This is a genomic window from Rhodothermales bacterium (genome assembly GCA_034439735.1).
Lineage (GTDB): Bacteria > Bacteroidota > Rhodothermia > Rhodothermales > JAHQVL01 > JAWKNW01.
Genome location: JAWXAX010000076.1, coordinates 21,423 through 39,987, shown reverse-complemented (window position 1 = coordinate 39,987; position 18,565 = coordinate 21,423). Strand labels below are relative to the sequence as shown.

Annotated in this window: 19 protein-coding genes and 3 tRNA genes; 10 read left to right on the top strand and 12 right to left on the bottom strand. The window is 60.9% G+C overall.

Features of this window, described 5'->3' with window-relative positions; all coding sequences use genetic code 11:
* Positions 1–28 precede the first annotated feature (28 nt).
* The 4 genes from SH809_06100 (at position 29) to coaBC (ending at position 3,129) form a co-directional block, all read left to right on the top strand.
* Complete coding sequence (locus SH809_06100) at positions 29–910, top strand: YicC/YloC family endoribonuclease (GenBank protein MDZ4699256.1); 882 nt, start codon at positions 29–31, stop codon at positions 908–910.
* Complete coding sequence (gene gmk / locus SH809_06095; GenBank protein MDZ4699255.1) at positions 907–1,509, top strand: guanylate kinase; 603 nt, start codon at positions 907–909, stop codon at positions 1,507–1,509. Before SH809_06100 ends, gmk begins: the two co-directional genes overlap by 4 nt.
* Before the next feature lie 80 nt (positions 1,510–1,589).
* Positions 1,590–1,892 (top strand): DNA-directed RNA polymerase subunit omega, encoded by a 303-nt coding sequence (locus SH809_06090; protein MDZ4699254.1) that lies wholly within the window; start codon positions 1,590–1,592, stop codon positions 1,890–1,892.
* Positions 1,893–1,923: 31 nt separating this feature from the next.
* The gene (gene coaBC, locus SH809_06085) at positions 1,924–3,129 is read left to right on the top strand and encodes a bifunctional phosphopantothenoylcysteine decarboxylase/phosphopantothenate--cysteine ligase CoaBC (GenBank protein ID MDZ4699253.1); all 1,206 of its coding nucleotides are present in this window, start codon (positions 1,924–1,926) and stop codon (positions 3,127–3,129) included.
* A gap of 12 nt (positions 3,130–3,141) precedes the next feature.
* Here coaBC and SH809_06080 read toward each other — a convergent pair whose 3' ends face one another.
* On the bottom strand, positions 3,142–3,984 hold the full coding sequence (locus tag SH809_06080; protein MDZ4699252.1) for a sterol desaturase family protein: 843 nt from the start codon (positions 3,982–3,984) through the stop codon (positions 3,142–3,144).
* A gap of 126 nt (positions 3,985–4,110) precedes the next feature.
* On the opposite strand from SH809_06080, the gene SH809_06075 reads away from it, so the two are divergent.
* Positions 4,111–4,926: a uracil-DNA glycosylase gene (locus SH809_06075; GenBank protein ID MDZ4699251.1), complete on the top strand. Its 816-nt coding sequence runs from the start codon at positions 4,111–4,113 to the stop codon at positions 4,924–4,926.
* Between the two features lie 98 nt (positions 4,927–5,024).
* Positions 5,025–6,608: a replicative DNA helicase gene (gene dnaB, locus SH809_06070; protein MDZ4699250.1), complete on the top strand. Its 1,584-nt coding sequence runs from the start codon at positions 5,025–5,027 to the stop codon at positions 6,606–6,608.
* 112 nt (positions 6,609–6,720) lie between these two features.
* Here the strand turns inward: dnaB and SH809_06065 are convergent, their stop codons facing one another.
* The 3 genes from SH809_06065 to SH809_06055 all read right to left on the bottom strand — a co-directional run bounded on the left by SH809_06065 (position 6,721) and on the right by SH809_06055 (position 10,170).
* The gene (locus SH809_06065) at positions 6,721–7,290 is read right to left on the bottom strand and encodes a hypothetical protein (GenBank protein ID MDZ4699249.1); all 570 of its coding nucleotides are present in this window, start codon (positions 7,288–7,290) and stop codon (positions 6,721–6,723) included.
* A 93-nt stretch (positions 7,291–7,383) separates the two neighbouring features.
* Entirely contained in the window at positions 7,384–9,717 is a 2,334-nt protein-coding gene (locus SH809_06060; GenBank protein ID MDZ4699248.1) for a TonB-dependent receptor, read from the bottom strand.
* Between the two features lie 135 nt (positions 9,718–9,852).
* On the bottom strand, positions 9,853–10,170 hold the full coding sequence (locus tag SH809_06055; protein MDZ4699247.1) for a hypothetical protein: 318 nt from the start codon (positions 10,168–10,170) through the stop codon (positions 9,853–9,855).
* A gap of 290 nt (positions 10,171–10,460) precedes the next feature.
* Here SH809_06055 and SH809_06050 point away from each other — a divergent pair, with 290 nt between their 5' ends.
* The 4 genes from SH809_06050 to SH809_06035 all read left to right on the top strand — a co-directional run bounded on the left by SH809_06050 (position 10,461) and on the right by SH809_06035 (position 15,894).
* Complete coding sequence (locus SH809_06050) at positions 10,461–11,045, top strand: sigma-70 family RNA polymerase sigma factor (GenBank protein ID MDZ4699246.1); 585 nt, start codon at positions 10,461–10,463, stop codon at positions 11,043–11,045.
* A 107-nt stretch (positions 11,046–11,152) separates the two neighbouring features.
* Complete coding sequence (locus SH809_06045; GenBank protein MDZ4699245.1) at positions 11,153–12,157, top strand: hypothetical protein; 1,005 nt, start codon at positions 11,153–11,155, stop codon at positions 12,155–12,157.
* Between the two features lie 97 nt (positions 12,158–12,254).
* Entirely contained in the window at positions 12,255–13,244 is a 990-nt protein-coding gene (locus tag SH809_06040; protein MDZ4699244.1) for a FecR domain-containing protein, read from the top strand.
* On the top strand, positions 13,228–15,894 hold the full coding sequence (locus SH809_06035) for a TonB-dependent receptor (protein ID MDZ4699243.1): 2,667 nt from the start codon (positions 13,228–13,230) through the stop codon (positions 15,892–15,894). Before SH809_06040 ends, SH809_06035 begins: the two co-directional genes overlap by 17 nt.
* A 3-nt stretch (positions 15,895–15,897) precedes the next feature.
* Here the strand turns inward: SH809_06035 and SH809_06030 are convergent, their stop codons facing one another.
* The 8 genes from SH809_06030 to rpmB all read right to left on the bottom strand — a co-directional run bounded on the left by SH809_06030 (position 15,898) and on the right by rpmB (position 18,483).
* Positions 15,898–16,260: a hypothetical protein gene (locus tag SH809_06030; GenBank protein MDZ4699242.1), complete on the bottom strand. Its 363-nt coding sequence runs from the start codon at positions 16,258–16,260 to the stop codon at positions 15,898–15,900.
* Between the two features lie 182 nt (positions 16,261–16,442).
* The gene (locus tag SH809_06025) at positions 16,443–17,309 is read right to left on the bottom strand and encodes a hypothetical protein (protein MDZ4699241.1); all 867 of its coding nucleotides are present in this window, start codon (positions 17,307–17,309) and stop codon (positions 16,443–16,445) included.
* A gap of 106 nt (positions 17,310–17,415) precedes the next feature.
* Positions 17,416–17,489 (bottom strand) — tRNA-Cys (locus SH809_06020).
* A gap of 39 nt (positions 17,490–17,528) precedes the next feature.
* Positions 17,529–17,605: transfer RNA gene (locus SH809_06015), tRNA-Arg, on the bottom strand.
* 25 nt (positions 17,606–17,630) lie between these two features.
* Positions 17,631–17,704: transfer RNA gene (locus SH809_06010), tRNA-Pro, on the bottom strand.
* A gap of 17 nt (positions 17,705–17,721) precedes the next feature.
* Positions 17,722–17,901, bottom strand: coding sequence for a hypothetical protein (locus tag SH809_06005; protein MDZ4699240.1), 180 nt, complete (start codon positions 17,899–17,901; stop codon positions 17,722–17,724).
* Between the two features lie 124 nt (positions 17,902–18,025).
* Positions 18,026–18,196 carry a 50S ribosomal protein L33 gene (gene rpmG, locus SH809_06000; protein ID MDZ4699239.1) on the bottom strand — a complete coding sequence of 57 codons (171 nt, stop codon included), beginning with the start codon at positions 18,194–18,196 and terminating at the stop codon, positions 18,026–18,028.
* 50 nt (positions 18,197–18,246) lie between these two features.
* Complete coding sequence (gene rpmB / locus SH809_05995) at positions 18,247–18,483, bottom strand: 50S ribosomal protein L28 (protein MDZ4699238.1); 237 nt, start codon at positions 18,481–18,483, stop codon at positions 18,247–18,249.
* Between the last annotated feature and the right edge of the window lie 82 nt (positions 18,484–18,565).

The window sequence follows — 18,565 nt, the reverse complement described above, 5'->3', positions numbered from 1 at the left end:
GATCCATCCACCTGTCATCCCAAACGTTATGATAGCTAGTATGACCGGGTTCGGCAGAGGCCGCGCCCAGAACGACTCCCTGGCGCTCGTCGTGGAAATCCGCTCGGTGAACGGTCGGTACTGCGAGATGTCCGCCCGTATGCCCCGCCAACTCGCCGAGTACGAAACGGCCATTCAGAATCAGGTCAAACAATCCATCACCCGCGGCCGAATCAGCATCTCCGTGCAACCGGAAACCGCCGGCGACGTGGCGATGCCCGTCCAGGTAGACCTCGTCCAGGTGCGCGCCTACGCGCACTTACTGCGCACCATCGCCCGCGAAGCCGGCATCGACGAGCCGGTTTCTCTGGCCCATCTCTTGAACTTCCCGGATCTTATCAGTACTGTCGAAGAAACGCTCGCGCCCGGCGACTCTACCCGCGATCTGCTGGTCGCCGCGACCGCCGAGGCCATCGCCAACTTCACCGCCATGCGGTTTCAGGAGGGTGAAGCCCTGCGCCATGATCTGGAAATGCGTCTCCGCGCCATCGATGCGGGGCTCAGCGAAGTTGAAACCCGCGCTCCGGAACGCATCGCCGAGGCCCGCGATCGCATGACCGACCGCCTCGCGGAATTGTTCAGCGATGATCGCGTGGATCGAGACCGGTTGGAGATGGAAATTACCCTGCTGGCCGATCGGCTCGATGTGACGGAAGAATGTGTGCGGCTGGCCTCGCACCTGCATATGTTTCGCGACGCCATGGCGAGCGATGAGCCCGTAGGCCGCAAGCTGAATTTCATCGTACAGGAAATCAACCGCGAAGTAAACACCATCGGCTCGAAAGCCAACGACGCTCGCGTCGCTCACCTGGCCGTCGAGATGAAAGAAGAACTCGAAAAAATTCGAGAGCAAGTTCAAAATATTGAATGAACGCACAGACTCCCCGATTCGGCGTCGTTGCCCTCACGGCCCCGAGCGGCGCGGGAAAGACAACGATTGCGCGGCGGGTGCTCGCGGCATGCCCCACGCTTACGTTTTCGGTCTCCGCAACCACGCGACCTCCGCGTGATTACGAGAAGGATGGCATCCACTACTACTTCATCCAACGAGACGCCTTCATGGAACGGGTAGCCGCCGGCGACTTCCTCGAGCATGAGGAGGTCTACCCGGGCTGCTTCTATGGCACCCTTCTGTCCGAGATAGAACGTATCGGACGTGTCGGAACGGCGCTGCTGGACCTCGACGTACGAGGCGCCATGCGGGTCAAGGAACTGCTCGGCGATGAGGCGCTCGTCCTCTTCATCCGCCCGCCTTCCCTCAATTCCCTCGCCGAACGCCTATCCAACCGCGGAACCGAGTCCCCGGAGCGGCTGAAAGTTCGACTGGACCGCGCCACCATGGAGATGGAGTATGCCCCGCTCTGCGATCACATCGTACTCAACGACGACCTCGAGACGGCCGTCGAGGAAACATTGGAACTTATCCGGGAGTTTCTCGCGGAACGCAATCACGCGACGACAGGCATCTGATCCCTGAAGCGCCGGCTCCCGTTTTTGTGTACGCGATACCGAATCGCCCCTATCGATCCATTCTTCCTACCTCTGTAGCCATGGCTATCCGCACTATCGACGTTAGCGTTTTGACCGGCGAAACCGGCAGTCTCTTCGAAACCGTCGCCATCCTCGCCAAACGCGCCCGTCAGATATCAGCGAAAGGCAAAGCCGAGTTGGACGAGAAGCTTTCCTACTTCGAAGGCTTTGGCAGTGAGATCGAAGATACGCGCATGACGGAAGAGCAGGTGCGTACTTCGGTCGACTACGAGAAGCGCGCGAAGCCGCCGGAAGTCGCGATCAACGAAATGATGAATCGCGAGATCTACTTCCGTAATCCGAACGAGGAAGAAACGCTCTGAGCGTACACCCCTCTCTTTCAGGCCGCCGGCTATGAGCCTGCCGCTCCCTCTTACCGGTCGCAAGCTCCTGCTCGGCGTCTGCGGCAGCATCGCCGCCTACAAAGCCGCGGAGTTGCTGCGTCTGCTCAAAACATCGGGCGCGGACGTTCAGCCCATCATGACGCCCGGCGCCACCCGGTTTATCTCGCCGCTGACCCTCGGCACACTCTCGGGCCGCGATGTCCCGATCGAGATCTTCCCCGATACGCCGGCCATGGGGTGGACACGCCACGTCGAGCTTGGGCTGTGGGCGGACCTCTTCATCATCGCCCCCGCCACCGCCGATACGCTCGCCAAACTGGCGCACGGACGGTGCGACTCCATGCTGACGGCCACCGCGCTCTCCGCGCGCTGCCCGATTCTCGTGTGCCCGGCGATGGACCACGACATGTTTCTTCACCCGGCCACCCGCGCCAACCTGGCCACGCTGGCTTCCTACGGATACCAGATCATGCCGCCCGAACATGGCCCTCTGGCCAGTGGGTTGATCGGGCAGGGCCGGCTGCCGGAACCCGAGCATATCCTGGAGCGCGTCGTGCTGGCGTTTGGCGCCTCGCCCAATCCCGCGCTTGTCGGACGCCGCGTCCTCGTTACCGCCGGGCCGACCCGCGAAGCCATCGACCCCGTCCGTTTCATCAGCAACCGTTCGACCGGGACGATGGGGTATGCCCTCGCCGCCGCCGCGGCCGCCGCCGGCGCCGAGGTCACGCTCATCAGCGGCCCGACGTCGCTTACCCCACCTGCCGGCGTCACCACCCACTTCACTGAATCTGCCGCGGAAATGGCTGAAGCCGTTTTCACCTATGCCGATGCCGACATCGTCATTATGGCCGCCGCCGTGGCCGATTACACACCGGCAGAACGCTCAGAGACCAAAGTAAAGAAGCAGGATGGGGACCTCACCCTCGTATTCAAGCGGACGACGGACATCCTCGCCTCGCTGGGTGCTCGGAAACGCGCCGGCCAGGTCCTGGTCGGCTTTGCCCTCGAAACCGATCAGGGCGAAGCTCACGCGAAGGACAAGCTGCACAGGAAGAACCTGGACTGGATCGTGCTGAACGATATGACCGAGCCCGGCGCAGGCTTCGGCACGCAAACCAACCGGGTGACGATGCTGGCTCGAGACGGCCGGCGTGAAGACCTGCCGCTCATGAGCAAACCCGAGGTGGCCGCCGCCATTCTGGCGCGCATCCTGTAACCCCGGAACGGTTCAGGCAGAGCCCCCTTCGCTCCGCGGCACCGCCTGAAACGGCGTCTTGATCATCCCGCGCACCGTCTGGAATCGGTCGTCATCCATCTCATCCAGCCCCATCTTCAGCGTAGAGAGGTCTTCCCGAAGCCGAAACGATCGCCCGAGGCGGTCCCAGAAGGAGAACAGCGAGCCGTAGTTGGAATCCGTCTCCAAACGCCAGCGGGAGTGGTGTACTTTATGCATGGCCGGCGTCGCGATCACCGTGCGCAACACCCGATCCAGGCGCTCCGGAAAGGCCATGTTAGCATGTTGGGCCTGGACGACGGCGAACATGAGCGTTTCGTAGACGAGTAACTCCCACAGATGCGCTCCGGCGAGCGTAAGGACGGGAGCGCGCAGCAGCGACGAAAGAACGATCTCACCCAGATGAAACCGGCTGGCGGTGGTCACATCCATGAATGGATCCGCGTGGTGCACCCGGTGAAAGCGCCAGAGAAAGGGGACTACGTGGTTGATGCGATGCCAGAAATACATCCACCCGTCGAGCAACACCATCACACCGACAGCATGCACCCACGCCGGCAAGCCGAATGCATCCTGGAGCATGTTCATGACGCCAAACCGCTGCGTATCGGCCCAGACGGTGACGATGAACCAGAGCCAGACAAAACCGAACGAGACGACAATGCCGTTCAGACCACCCAGCATCAGGTTGCGGAGAGCATGCCGACCTCGAGCGCCGGGCTGGCGACTAAAAAAATCAAAGAGCGGGTGCGTGTGTTCGAACAGCGAGAGCAGCACCAGGCCGGCTATCATAACCGCCGTCTGGGTCTGTTGTAGCGCGAGGATGATGGGGTCCATAGACAATCGCAGGGAAGGATGGCAGAGTGAACCCGACGAGTAAGCTGAACGTTTCCTATCTTCAACCCGCTGCCCTCGCCGGCGGTCTGTATCCCGCATTCCGCAACCCCGCCCTGATACGACGCCATGGATGATCCCCGTACCCTGCTTCGCCAGGCACTGTCCTTTCAGATCGACCTGCTTGGCCCGATCGTTCCCATCGAATCGGGCGACGATCCGGCCGGCGCAGTGGTTTCCGCAACGGAGCCGGATCTGTATTCCCATCCTCCCGCATTCCCAACACCGACGACCGCATCCGACGCCGTTTCGGCGCCCTCGTCCGATAAATCCCCATACGAGCGTATTGAAGCGCTCATTTCCCCGTCGTCGCCTCTCCATGCCCTACATACGCTGGACGCCGTGCGCGACTATGTGGCGAACACGATCCTCATTCCGCTGGACGAGACCCGTATCCAGCCCGTTTTTGGTGTAGGCAATCCGGAGGCGGACCTCATGGTCATTGGCGAAGCGCCGGGCGCCGACGAGGACGAGCAGGGCGAGCCGTTTGTCGGACGCGCCGGCCAGTTGCTGACGAAAATCCTGGATGCGATAGGCTTTTCGCGGGACCACGTGTACATCGCGAATATCCTCAAGAGCCGGCCACCGAACAACCGCGAACCTCAGCCAGATGAGGTGGCCGCGCACATCCCCATCCTCTACAAACAGATTGCGCTCATCCGGCCGCGTCTTATCCTGTGCGTGGGGAGGACGGCCGGCAACAATCTGCTGAAGAAGCAGGCTTCCCTGGCCGCTCTTCGCGGCACGTTTAACGATTTTTACGGTATCCCGACGATGGTCACCTACCACCCCGCCGCGCTGCTCCGCAACCCGGAGTGGAAGCGCCCGACGTGGGAGGACGTCCAGAAACTCCGCGCTCGGTACGACGAACTTACAGCCGGCTGACGGCGTAGGAACCCGGCCAGCCGGCGCGTCCCCATCACCTTCCGTGCGCCCCTCTGAACCTGGCATGTTAACCCTGGAACCCGGCATCCGCCCGCGCCATGTCCGACTTCGACGACTCCACCCCTCCCTATCATTTCGCGGACGACGACGCCGACTATTCGCACGATCCGCCGCCTTTGCGAGAGCGTGAGCACGCGCCAAAAGCCGAGGTCAAACGATCGAACAATAAGGCCGGGCGGACGCCGCCCCAGGCCACCGACGTGGAGCGTTCGGTGCTCGGCGCGATGCTCATCGAGCGTGACGCGATCCCGCGGGCCATTGAAATCTTGCCGGCGGATACCTTTTATCTCTCCAAACACCATCTCATCTATCAGGGCATTCTTGCGCTGTTCGAACGCGGCAACCCGGTCGATCACATCACGCTTTCCGAGGAGTTACGCCGCCGCGGCCAGCTCGACGACATCGGGGGCTCGTATTATCTAACCGAGTTATCCACCGCCGTCGACACCGCTGCGAATGTCGAGTATCACGCGCGCATCATCGCCGAGAAGTCGTTACTGCGCAAATTGATCGAAACGATGACCGGGATCATCGGAACGGCGTACGATCCAGGCACGGACGCCTTCGAGTTGCTGGATTCGAGCGAACGGGAGATCTTCAAAATTTCGGACAACCAGCTGCGCCGCTCGGCCACGTCGATGAACGATGTGCTGAAAGGTACCCTGGCCGCGCTTGAGGCCGTACATGGCCGTGAAGGTGGGATTACCGGGATACCCAGCGGGTTTTCACGGCTGGATGACATGACCGGCGGATGGCAGAAAACCGACCTCATCATCATCGCCGCGCGTCCTTCTATGGGAAAAACCGCCTTCAGCCTGGCGGTGGCGCGTAATGCGGCGTTGCACGCGGAAAAACCGACCGGCGTCGCCTACTTTTCGCTCGAAATGGGTGCACAGCAGTTGGCGCAGCGCCTGCTGACCTCCGAGGCCCGCGTTGATGCCCAGGCGGCGCGAACGGGCCGGCTGCGGGATGAGGAATGGCCCAAGCTGGCGCGCGCCGCTGGCAAGCTCTCCGCCGCCCCCATCTTTATCGACGACACGCCCGGCCTAAGCGTGCTGGAGTTACGCGCCAAGAGCCGCAGGCTCAAGGCCGAGCACGACATCGGCCTGGTCATCGTGGATTATCTCCAACTCATGCACGGAAGCGGTAATTCGAAGAACTCGAATCGAGAACAAGAAATCGCCCAGATCTCGCGGTCGTTAAAATCCCTCGCCAAGGAAATTGATGTGCCGGTGATCGCTCTATCCCAGCTCAGCCGTGCGGTCGAAACCCGCGGCGGCGATAAACGGCCGCAGTTGTCCGACCTCCGCGAGTCCGGCTCCATCGAGCAGGACGCCGACCTCGTCGCCTTTATCTACCGGGCCGAGCGGTACGGGATTACCGTGGACGAAAACGGTAACTCGACCGAAGGCATCGGGGAGATTATCATCGGGAAGCAACGTAACGGCCCCATCGGCGAGGTACAACTGGCCTTCGTCAACCAGTTTGCCCGCTTCGAGAACCTCACTACGTACATCCAGGAACAGGGCGCCGGCGCGTACGCGTACGGTGGGGATCGAGGCGAAAGTCGGGGAGGCGCCCCTTCCATTCCCCTGCCTCCGGGCGCCGAAGCGCCCTTCTAACACGCCATGCGTCCGGACCGCCGGCCGCGGGTCTCCGGAATTCGATTCTCGAAGACCCGCGACCGATTATCACGGACCGGGCGGTTACTGGTTGCGGGTTATTGACCCGGGGTTATTGGATGATCGAAACCGGGAAGTCGATGTCGATATCCGTTTCGTCACTCCGGTCGGTACCCTCTTTTTCACCTTCTTCGTAGTGGTTAAGCACTACGTTCATTGTCCCTGTGGTATCTGCGCCGACAGAAACCGAAACAGTGAAGGCCAGCCCGACGGGCAGGTCGTTGGCATCCGTATCCGTGATGGCCACCGTTACACGATCGGCGATACCACCTTCCGCCGTGTACCAGAACTGGTGCTCCTCTTCTTCATCTTCCACCTCGGCCGTGATGTCCTCGTTATTGACTCCATCAAACAGGGTTATTTCACCCTGATAGATCGCACCGGATGTGAGTTGGAGTGAGTCGATGGTGAGGTTGGCACCGTCTCCATCCGGGTCTTCGGCCTCGGCAATGATGAGGTCACCGCCCGCCACAGGCGTGAGGATGAGTGTGACGCGGGTGATGAGTTCGTTTTCGCCGGCGTCATCGTCGGGCTCCCCGGAGTCACACCCCGACATCACGGCCAGCAAAGCCAGCGAGCAGAAGAGAAAAACGCGTATGGGTAACTTATGAAAGAGGTTCATAGCTTCTAGGTAGGTTTGTTTATTGATGCAAAACCAGGTCCCCAGCGTTGGCGGCCGAGCACCCGGGGCTTCCGAGCGTGTTCATCAGACGCCTCACACGCGTGGGGCGCCAATTGGCACGCTCAGTCGCAGGACAAAGCTTCTTCCGGGGTCGTCGATAAAATACCGGAAGCGGCTCAGGTAATCCCGATAGACCGTGTCGAGTGCATTTTGCACCGACAGATGGACGTGTACGGGAGTGTGGTTGACCAACAGGTCCGTCGCGAACGACGCGTTGATAAGGTGGTATCCCGGAGGCGGCTCGGCATAGTCCACGCCGGGGGTGAACCTCGATTGCCGGGCGACATGGGCGGACTCGACCTCGAAATGAGGTGCTTGCACGGTCGCACTGCCTGGCAGGTTGACATGCGCGACCATGCGCAGCCGATCCCCCGGCATCTGGTACAGCGGCTCGTCGTCGTCCAGGTTCTGGCCCCGAACGACGGACGTGACCATTCCGAGTGTAAGGATCCGGTTCAGGTCGTACTCGACGGAAGCATCGAAACCGTTCAACCGGGCATCAGCCTGCGCATACCGGAACGTGGGGAACGTGCCGCGGATCGTGACGCGGGGTGATGGATCGGGATAGAGATAGATAAACCGCTGAAACTGCGTTGAGTAGGCGCTGACTTCGAGGCGCGCGCCCGCGATATCGTGGCGCAGGGTGGCGTCGAGGCCCAGGCTTCGCTCGGCCTCGAGGTCGGGATCCCCGATTTCGAACTGGGCCGTGCCGTGGTGGACGCCAAAGTTATAATGCTCGTTCACACTCGGAGGCCGCCAGGCCGTGCCCACATTGGTAGCGAGCGACCACGCCGGCGCAAACTGCCAGATGGCGCCGAACACGGCGGATAGGCTTCCGTAGTCGTTTACGCGTCGAACGAATTCGCCGCTCGCCCCGTTTTCGCGGGGCCAGGCGCGCACCCAGCGATAGTCGTAGCGGGCGCCGGCTTCCACCTGCCAGTCGCCGTTTACCCACGTCTCCCGCGCAAATACCCCGCTGCTGAACGAGCGGAAGTTGGGGATAAGAAAGCCGCTGCGTCCGTTTAGATTAAGCTGATTCATACCGCTCACCCCCATTACGCCGAAGAAACGACCGACGGGGCGGTGGTGAAATCGCGCTTCGACGCTTTGCGAGAAGAGGCTCAGCTCAAAGGCCGGCCGATCCAGCGCCGCGAGTGAATCGCTGTATGGTCGGTGGGCATCGAACTCCTGACGGTGATTCCGCTGAATCCCGTACTGTATTTCGAAGCGTGCTCCCGAATCCAGCGTATACCGGCTCCGCAACGAGGCCAGATCGTGCGAGATGAGCTGTTTGGGCGGAGCGATATCGAACCCGAACGTCCCGTTGGTAGAAGGCTGGCCGCGTTCGATCGCGCGGAGCAGATCGTCCAGATTACCGATATGGGCGCCGCTGAAGATGCCCAGTTCCGTTCCGAAGTGGCTGATATGACCCAGGAGATTCCAGGGACCTCGACGAAACCCGAGGGTCAGGGCGCCATTCTGTTCCTGAAAAGCCGAATTGGGGATGATATACCGGGGGGCCTGGGCATCGCCGGCTTTGCGAAAACTGCCCTGCACACGCCATCCAAAGCCCGGCAGCCGGTTGGCGACGCCCTCCAGATACAGGGCGGTGGCGCCCTGGCGGTTGTTGGAAAATCCGTTGCCGGCGAACTGTCCTCGGAGCGACGTGCCGGGGACGTAGGGCAGTTCGAGGGGTTCGAGCCGGATCACCCCGCCGATCGCCCCGACACCGTATTCTACGCCGGCTACCCCTTTGATCACCTCGATCCGCACCGGCGCGAACGGGTCGATTTCCGGTGCGTGTTCACCCCCCCATTGTTGCCCTTCCTGCGACACGCCGGCGTTCAGTACCAGCACACGCTGGCTGTGGAGGCCACGTACAACCGGCTTAGAGATCGACGGGCCGGTTTGAAGCGCTGTCATCCCAGGTAGGTGTTCGAGGGTTTCGCCAAGGGTCTGTCCGCGCACCTCATCCAGCGCGGCAGCATCCAGTATGGCTACCGATCGCGTATCGAGGGTCAACCGGCCTTCCTGTTCAGCGGCGACGAGCACTTCATCCGTCCACACTATGTCCGACTGTAGCGTCACCTCGATGCGATTCCGACCGGCGCCGACTGTTACCGTCCGCGTCTCCGAGCGAAAACCAATGAAGCTGAAGACCACCTCGTACGTGCCCACGGCCAGATTATCGATCTCGTACCGGCCCGACGGATCGGTTACCGCGCCGCGCTGGAGGGCGGGCAGATAGACATTGGCGCCCGGCAGGGGGTCGGCGTCCGCCGCACGAACGATGCCGTGGAGCGTTTGTGCGTGGAGGCCCCCACCATAGGCAGCCCAGGCGAGAAGGATCACGACGGGTATAAACATCCGTCCTAAAAACAAAGGATATGGCATAGGGGCGCTGCATGACCACGGAGACCACCCGCGAATACCGGGCGATTTCCAGAATAGATGGGGTCGTTCACCGCCTGCTAGCCACTCGGGGCGGCAAGACGGGAGAGGTCAGGCGTAGGCGGGAGGGCCGCGAATACCCTCGCCGAGGGACGCAGAGGCCAGGTGGACGAGGCCGGCCGGCACCGTCAGCGTCCCGACCGGCAGCCATACGGAAGGCGGATCGGAGAGGACGCCGGCATAGATGGAGATCTGCGTACAGAAGATACACGGCCGTTCAGGCGCGTGGGGCCGGCTGCATTCATTCCCAACAGTAACGGACTCCACGTCGGCGTGCGGGTCCCATTCTCCGTGGGCGTTCGCGACATCGTGCAGGAGAATATGCACCGTAGGCGAAAGCACGCCCCCCCCGATCAATACGAGGAGCATCAGAACGCCAATATGTCGTCTCTTGATGCGCAATTCGGGGTACAGTGGGTGTGTGGGAGCCTCATTTTAGAACTATGAACGTCCTTCTCGGTTTCACCACGAGCCTATCGCCTGGCCGGCGGGCCGCTTGTTGATGAAGGAGGAGCCCTTTTCTTCGCATGATGGATGAGATGAGGTCGCGCCTCATACTCCCGGGGCGAGACCTTAAGCGGCACAGTGATTGCGCCGGCCGAGGCGTCGCCTCCAGCCGTACCTTCTCCCACATCTCTTCCATACGCCTGAAGACCACCGTGCTGACCCCGCTTACCCTCGCCTCGCTACTCATTTATCTGGCCGTTCATATGGCCAAGGCGGTGGAGGATGCCGAGCTGGCACGCCGTATCAAGCGGGGAGACCATGGCGCGTTCAAGCATTTTTTCGATCGGTATCATGGGGCACTGTTCGGCTACCTGCGCCGGCGCGGCATCGACGAAGAGACGACGGCCGATATCGTCCAGAATGCCTTCGTGATGATATGGGACAAACGCGACCAGATCGATGAGAATAAGTCGCTGCGCGCCTTTCTCTTCCGCATCGGTTATACCCGCGCACTCAACTATTTCCGCGACAACGCCAAGTTCGACCATCACGCCGACTTGGACAGTCGGTCGACCACCGATCCGATCGGACACGATTACAGCGCCATGCAGGACGCGCTCCTCCGGGCGATCGCCTCACTCCCCGAGCGCCGGCGGGCGGTATTCGAACTGTGTTTCATGGAAGATCTCTCGTACCGCGAGGCGGCCGACATGCTGAACATCAGCATCAAAACAGTGGAAAATCAGATGGCGTTTGCGCTAAAGAACATCCGGGGCGCGATGGCCCATTTCCGCTAGGCCGGTAGACACGCCACTTGGGGGTGATGCCGAAATCAGGTGTACCGTTGTTGTCTGTATGACATGCTATCGCCTATCTCTTGATAAACTTCAACCGACATCCTATCATGAAACGCATAGATCTTATCCCCAACCTGAAGCGCGTCACGGTGCTCTCCGCGCTCTTCGCCTTCACACTGACGGGCTGCGACATTCTCAACAACGACGAGCCCGAAGTGGCGGCGATGACCGCTGAAGACCTGGAGCTGGCCTCCGAACTCATGGCCGAGTCGCTGGCTGATCAAAGCGAAGGCCTCATGGCCGATCTGAACGACATGACCGCCCGGGTGGATAACCAGCGCCTCCTGTACAGCGGCCGGCAATTCTGGAACAACCCGGGCCTGCGCCCGTGCCGCGGTATCAACCGGGACTACGACCGGACGTACGACCCCGCCACCGGGACCTTCACGATCGCCTATAGCCGCCAGCACGAAGCGGAGAATTGCACGAAGTCCGTCGATGTGACGCTCCAGTATGTGTTCACCGATAGCCTGGGTGGATTTGTCGCCGAGCCAATCGACCAGCGCGAAGAGATCGCAGCCATCGCTTTCGCCGGCAACCGTACGGGTACAGCCGCCTACACCTACGATTCGGGCGACACCCGTTCAGCGACCATCGACCAGGACGCCCAGTGGAACCTGGCCGGCCTGAACGGCACCGATACCGTTGCCACGCTTACCGGCTCGCAGATCAAGGAAGGGACCTTCTCGCGTACAATGGGAGACTCTCTCGATGTCGAAGGGTCTTACACGCTGACGATGGAAACCGTAGATGTGACGATCTCGCAGATGGCGCTGGCCGACGATACCACAGGAGGTGACGAAGACCTCGAAACAAACGTGACGGGCACCATCAGCTACCACATGTCGCTGACGGAGACCATCAACGGCGAAACGACGTTGAAGGAGACGGAGGGCACGATTGACCTCACTGGCGACGGCCATGCCCTGCTCCGCTTCCTCGGGTTGAACCCGATCTACCGCGTCAACCTGCGCGATGGACAGCGGGAGCGCCAGAACGGTGAAGACCGCGGAGGTAATAAAAACGACGACTCTGGCCGCAACGCCGGCTGATCCTGTTCCTACGCCCTCCTTCGCCGCCAGACCGGGTGGGCGAAGGAGGGCGCCCCGCCCCGCCCCTACTTTCACGCTTTATCCCTCGGTGCGTGCCATGCACGACGATTCCTCCCTGCCTGATAGCGACCGCGAGCTAATCGCAGCGCGCCTCCTGGGGAAACGTCTCGAAGAAGGCACGACGGCCGGCTCCTCGGATCCTCTCGTAGTGTTATTGGACCGATTCAGGACCGCCACCGAGACCCACCGCGCCGCACATCTGCCGTCGCCTGACCAGTCTGCCCGCCTTTGGCAAGCCATCGTACAGCAGGTGACGACGCCGGCAGAAGCCGGCGCCCGCCCACCGGTCCGAAGGCAACGGACGCGGAGCCGTTTCATTCGGCTCTCCATTGCCGCCAGCCTTGTGGGGGTCCTGGCGCTAGTCTGGCTCATCACCCAACGCGCCGAGGCGCCCGAGCTGCTGGCCGAGGCCGCCGAGGCCGCCGTCATCTACACGACGGAAGAAGGCTCGATCATCACCATGCGCCCTCACTCCCGCCTCTATCGATTCGGTAGTGTGGAATCCACACGTCAATTCCGCCTCGACGGCGAAGCTTACTTCGACGTTGTCCACGACCAATCGCGTTTGTTCACGGTCCATTCCGCCGACGCCGTCGTGGCCGTGCTGGGCACACAGTTTGTCGTCAGAACCTGGGGCGAATCGGTCGAGGTATTTCTCAAATCAGGGAGTGTTTCGTTGCAGCACGCGCCCTCCGGCAGCGCCGTTGTGTTGAAACCGGGGGACCTCGGGCGCGTCAATAGCCTGGGCGCGGAGGTAGCAGGCACTGGCGGTTCGGAGGAAGACGCGCTGGACTGGATCGACGACGAGTTGCGCTTTGCACAGCAGCCTATTGCTCGGGTAGTGGATGAGCTTGCATTCCATTTCGGTGTTGTCATTGAATTTCCTTCGGAAAGGCTGGCTGAGACGATATCGGGGACGATCATTCTCGATTCTCCACGAAGTGCGCTGGATCAATTGGGGGCCGCGACGAACAGCGTCGGAATTCAGGCCGGCGCCCAGGTCTACCGGTTTGAAACGCGTCCCTGAACTTCGCTGCGTTTCTTTTCTTTATGCCCTGCTGTTGCTCGTGGGCACCACCGGCACCGCATCGGCCCAGACGTTCTCCTACACCAACGCCCCGCTCAACGAGGTCATCGCGGACATCCAACTCCGTGGGGGATACCGATTCCTGTTTCGCGACGCGCTGATCGTCAGTAAGCTCATCACCCTGAATTGTCAGGCCATCGACCTCGTGCCGTCGCTCGAAGCCGCCCTGGCCACGCAGCGCATCGACATGCGCTTCGACGCCGCCCATCGTCAGATTCTGCTGTTCGAGCCGGCGGCGGACGCCAGCCCGGCGCCCGGGGTCGTCTCGGGCCAGGTGATCGACGCGGAGAGCGGGGGTCGGCTGCCCTTCGCCAGCGTTTCCTGGGTACAGGACGGCCGCATTCGCGGCGTTACGACGAATGATGCCGGCGTATTTACCTTGCGGATCGACAACGCATTTGCCGCACAGCCGACCGTCGACCTGCACATCTCCTACATCGGATACCAGACCACGGTATGGCGCATGGTGGCCGGCGCCTACCCGGAAGAACTCTCGATCCGACTTGTGCCGGAGCCCATTCGGGGACAGGAAGTGCTCGTGAGTAGCTCGATATTGCAGACGGATCTGGATACGACCTGGCTCTACCTGTTGCACACAGACCGGTTTTCTTCGCTTAGCGAGAGCAGCGTACTGCGCGGCCTGCAGCCTTTGCCCATGGTAGCCGTCTCACCGGCCATGACCGACGGGCTAAACGTGCGCGGCAGCAAGGCCGATGGGTTTCAAGTGCTGCTGGATGGCGCCTCGATCTACAACCAGAACCACTTCTTCGGCTTCTTCGACGTCTTTAATAGCGATGCGCTGCAGACGGTCGGGTTTTATTACGACATCGCTCCGGCCAGTTACTTCGCCCCACCAGGGGGTACTATGTCGTTTATCACCCGCACGGGTTCGTTGAACCGGCTGCGCGGAGCACTTGGGGCAAGCAGCACCGCCGTCCGCGGGACGCTTGAAGGCCCTATCGGGGTCGGCCGATCGAGTTGGCTGGTTTCGGGCCGGCATTCGTACATCGACGCCATAGACTGGTTGAATAACGAGAACCTCGTCCTGATGGGGTTGGACGTAAGTCGGTCGAAAAGCGCCCTGCCGCCAGAATACGCCGGCGTTGAAAACCGCCTTGTAACCCCCCGCGCCGGCGCGGCTCGCTTCTATGACCTCCACGCCAAGATCTACACGGAGGCCCCGGATGGACGCCGGCGCATGGCGACGTTGTACCTCGGCGGGAATCACACCCTGCTCAATGCAGAGCGTGTCTACGCCGAGCGGGACTCCGTGACCAATGTCCTTGGGGCGGTCACTCGCGATGTCGAGACACGCAACCGGTGGGGGAATGAGGCCTTGAGCCTTCAATTTTATCGGCCGATCGGCCGGCGCGCATATCTGCAGTCCCTACTTGCCGGCAGCCACTATCGCAGCTTCTTCGGGAAAGATGACTTTGTATTCACGCGCATCAACAATCAGACGGGGCAGCCGAGAAATTTCATCTTCCCATTCGAGTACGAAAATGAGTTGTTCGATCTACAATGGGCCGAGTTTCTCAATCTGACGCCGGCGTATTCGGGTCAATGGACGATGGGGATGGCCGCGAACTATTACGCCCTGTTTTACCATGAGCGTTCGGCGAGCCGGCCGGAGTTTCAGGAAGATTATTTTGCCATCCAGGGTGATGCTTTTGTGCAGTATGAAACAACGGATCTGGAATATGTCGATCTTCACCTCGGCCTCCGGAGTCACTATTTCACGCAGGGGAACACCTTCAAACTGTCGCCTCGCGCGCAAGTGACGGTGTTACCGGGCAAACCGATTTCGTTTAAGCTCGGGTTTAGCAAGAATTACCAGTTTTTACACCACCTCTATCTTCAGAACACGAACAGCGCGAGCGTGTGGATCATGACCACGGGGGCATCGAAGCCCAGCGAGGTCAACAACCTCACGGCCGGCGTATACATCAAACCGCACCGTTCCGCCTCGCTGCAAGTCGAGGCCTACTCGCGAAATCACGCGAACATCCGGCGTCACGAAATCAACGCGCCTGCGGGCATCACCACCGCCAACGACAACCGTTTTGTGCCCTGGTTTTCGGATAACAGGGCGTATGCGACAGGTATCGAGGCGATGTACCGTCAGCTGATCGGTACGATCAGCTGGACGTCCAGTTATACCCTGTCTCGGGTAGAGTTGCAGAACGGGCGTGTCAATCAGGGAGAGCGGTTTCCGGCGGAGTGGGATCGGAGGCACCAGTTTTCATCGCATATCGCCATCCCCTTGCTTCGCACGTTCACGGCGTACGCCACCTGGTACTACGCCACGGGCACCCCCAACATTCTGGCGTACGACGATCCCATCGAGCGGGACTATTTGCCCGACTACCACCGGCTCGACGGGGGGGTACGGTTCAGCCGGCCATTCGGGGGTATCCGCGTCGATGCGCGAGTATCGGTTTACAACCTCTACGGCCGGGCGAATACCTGGTACAGGGACCCGGTGCAGGTGTACAATCCGGACCGGCCGGCGCTTGGCTTTTCGTTCGTCAATGTAGACGTATACGACCTGGGTTTACAGCCTTCGTTCGACCTGTCGGTCTCCTGGTAACGTTCATCGTTTGGCCGGCGCCTCGGGCGCAATGCGATAGAAGCGCCCGGAGAAGCTATTCTCCCACTCCTCCTTCATCTTTCGGTGGTGGTAGTTTTTGATCCATTCGGTGGTGAGCAAGAAGGCACAGTGCGGGCACTCGAAATAGGTCTGGTCCGGCGCGTCGAACCGAAGGTTGCAGTTCGGACAGGGGACATCGAGTCGCAGTTCGTCTTTGTTTTGCTTCCAGTATCGATCCAGGGCCTCCTGGGCCGCCGTGCGGTAACGGCGTTCCGCGGCGCGCCCGATCAGTTCCACCACGCCATAAAGCGCAGCAAAAAAGACGAGCACGATCAGCGTGATGCTCACAAAACCCAGGGCTGTCATGGAATTTCCTTTTAACCTAGCGTGCGAAAGCAGAATAACAGCGGCGTGGGCCAACCTGCCAGATGGAATACGTTAGCAGGGTACGCCCGGGAAACCAAGCCGTTTCGCTTTTTATATTCTTCTCTTACCAACGAGCCGCTTTCGCGGCTATTCGACAAACAAATCGATGCCTCCCGCCCCTCTCAGGCCGGCCCTCCCGATTCCAGGACCGACAGAGCGTACGTCCACGGCACTGTGACTGGCTCGCTGGGCTCGTTAAGCATCGGTTGTATGGAGAAAGCCGTCAGATCGATCACGAGATCAAACAACCGACCGGGGTAGGCCACCGGCGCCGGGTACGTCGAGCGGACCCGGTGGATCCCATCGGGCACGGCCGTGGCGATCTGCCATCCTTCATGGAGTGCAAACCACCCCACGACCTGGTCTGACAGGCCGGCCAGCAGCTGATCGAAAGCGGATTTTCCTTCGTGGCGATCCGCGCGGGCGACCTCTGCATGCGCCGGCCATGCGGCGACGGCCAGTTCAAGCCTGGCGCGTTGCGGATCAATGCGTCCGACCACGAAGAAGGGCTGCCGGGTGGGTTCTGTGACCGGAGTGAAGAGAGCTCCCAGGGATGACAGGTTCCACTCCACCGCAAACCGGCTGACACCGGACCGGGCGGCGATCCACGGCAGCACGTCCTCCGCCAACATACGACCCGAGGCTTCCGGAGGAACGATCGCAAGTGGCATCCAGTGGGTGTCGGGAGGGGCGGAGAACGCCACGGGGTGGTGGAGGACCCGAGGGAAGAAGCCGATACGGCGTAGGGTGAGTGCGACGGGTTCGTTGGGAGCGCAGGTGCCTGGTGCGAGGACACAGATCGATTCGCGGAGGCGTATCCATTCGACGAGGGCGGCGAAGGCCGCTACGCCGGCGGGCTCCACGGCAATAAGCGGCGAAAGATCGAAGCTGAAGCGGTCCGCCCGCAGTGCATTGGTTTCGCTCAGTACCTGGCCGATCACACTGTAGATAGTTCGCGCGCTGAGGTAGGGAGGTAAAAAGATCCGCATGAGGTGGGCCGGTTGCGTTGAGGGCATATATCCTTCAAGACGCAACGCGAGGCCGCCGCATACCCTCCCGGCAAATAAAAAAGGGGCGCCCTTAAACGGGAACCCCTGGAGGTGACGGGCGGATTCGAACCGCCGTAGAAGGTTTTGCAGACCTTTGCCTAGCCACTCGGCCACGTCACCGGCTTAAAGCACGTTTCAGACAGAGCCGCCGGGCGAACATGGCGCGCCCGGCAGGGCTCGAACCTGCAACCTGCGGATTAGAAGTCCGCTGCTCTATCCAGTTGAGCTACGGGCGCAACAGAACACTGATCCAACACGATGTCGGGGCGGCAGGATTCGAACCTGCGACCCTCTGGTCCCAAACCAGATGCGCTACCGGGCTGCGCCACGCCCCGAACGGCGGTCTCGCGAACTAGATGTTCGCCTTCGCCGCGGCCAACTCGCTCTGCAAGTCGTCCGCATTGACCATCTTATGAACGAAGCGGTACTGCCCGTTCTCCTTCTTGTCCGCGGTGATAATCTTGGCCATCTTGATGGTGACCTTGTTCTTACCGCGGTCCGTACGCTGGTTCTTACTAACTTTCTTAGCCATAGCTTCACCTCGTGATGCTGGTATAACGCAAGATCCGACTTAAGCGATACGCCCGCCGGATGCCACCTGATTATTCTACCGAGTGCCGAGCCGGCGACCGCCGGCCAGGCATACCTGACTTCGCTTACTTGATCTCCTTATGGAGCGTCATCTTGCGAAGCACCGGGTTGTACTTCTTCAACTCCATGCGGGCCGGCGTATTACGCCGGTTCTTGATCGTGGAGTAGCGGGAGGTGCCGGGAGCTTCGGTGCACTCCAGAATCACCTTGATCCGAGTTTCTTTTCCTTTTGCCATTGCCGTATAGCCGAGCTAACAGAGTGGATGGGGGCGTGGAGGGTCCGCGATCAGACGCGAACGCCCTGGGCGCGCGCTTCTTTCAGAACAGCCGCGATGCCGTTCTTGTTGATCGTCTTGATCGTCTGCGCGGAAACCCGCAACGTGATCCACCGCTTCTCTTCCGGAATATAGAACCGCTTCTTCTGCAGATTCACGTTGAAACGCCGGCGAACCTTGTTATTCGCATGCGAAACGTGATTCCCCGACATAGGGCCCTTACCGGTGATCTGGTCTTTCCGTGCCATGATATGGCCTTTCAGCACTGAGTGATTGTATCGGACAGAAGGGCTTAAAATAAGCACCCTGTGGAAAAGTTTCGGCTTTACC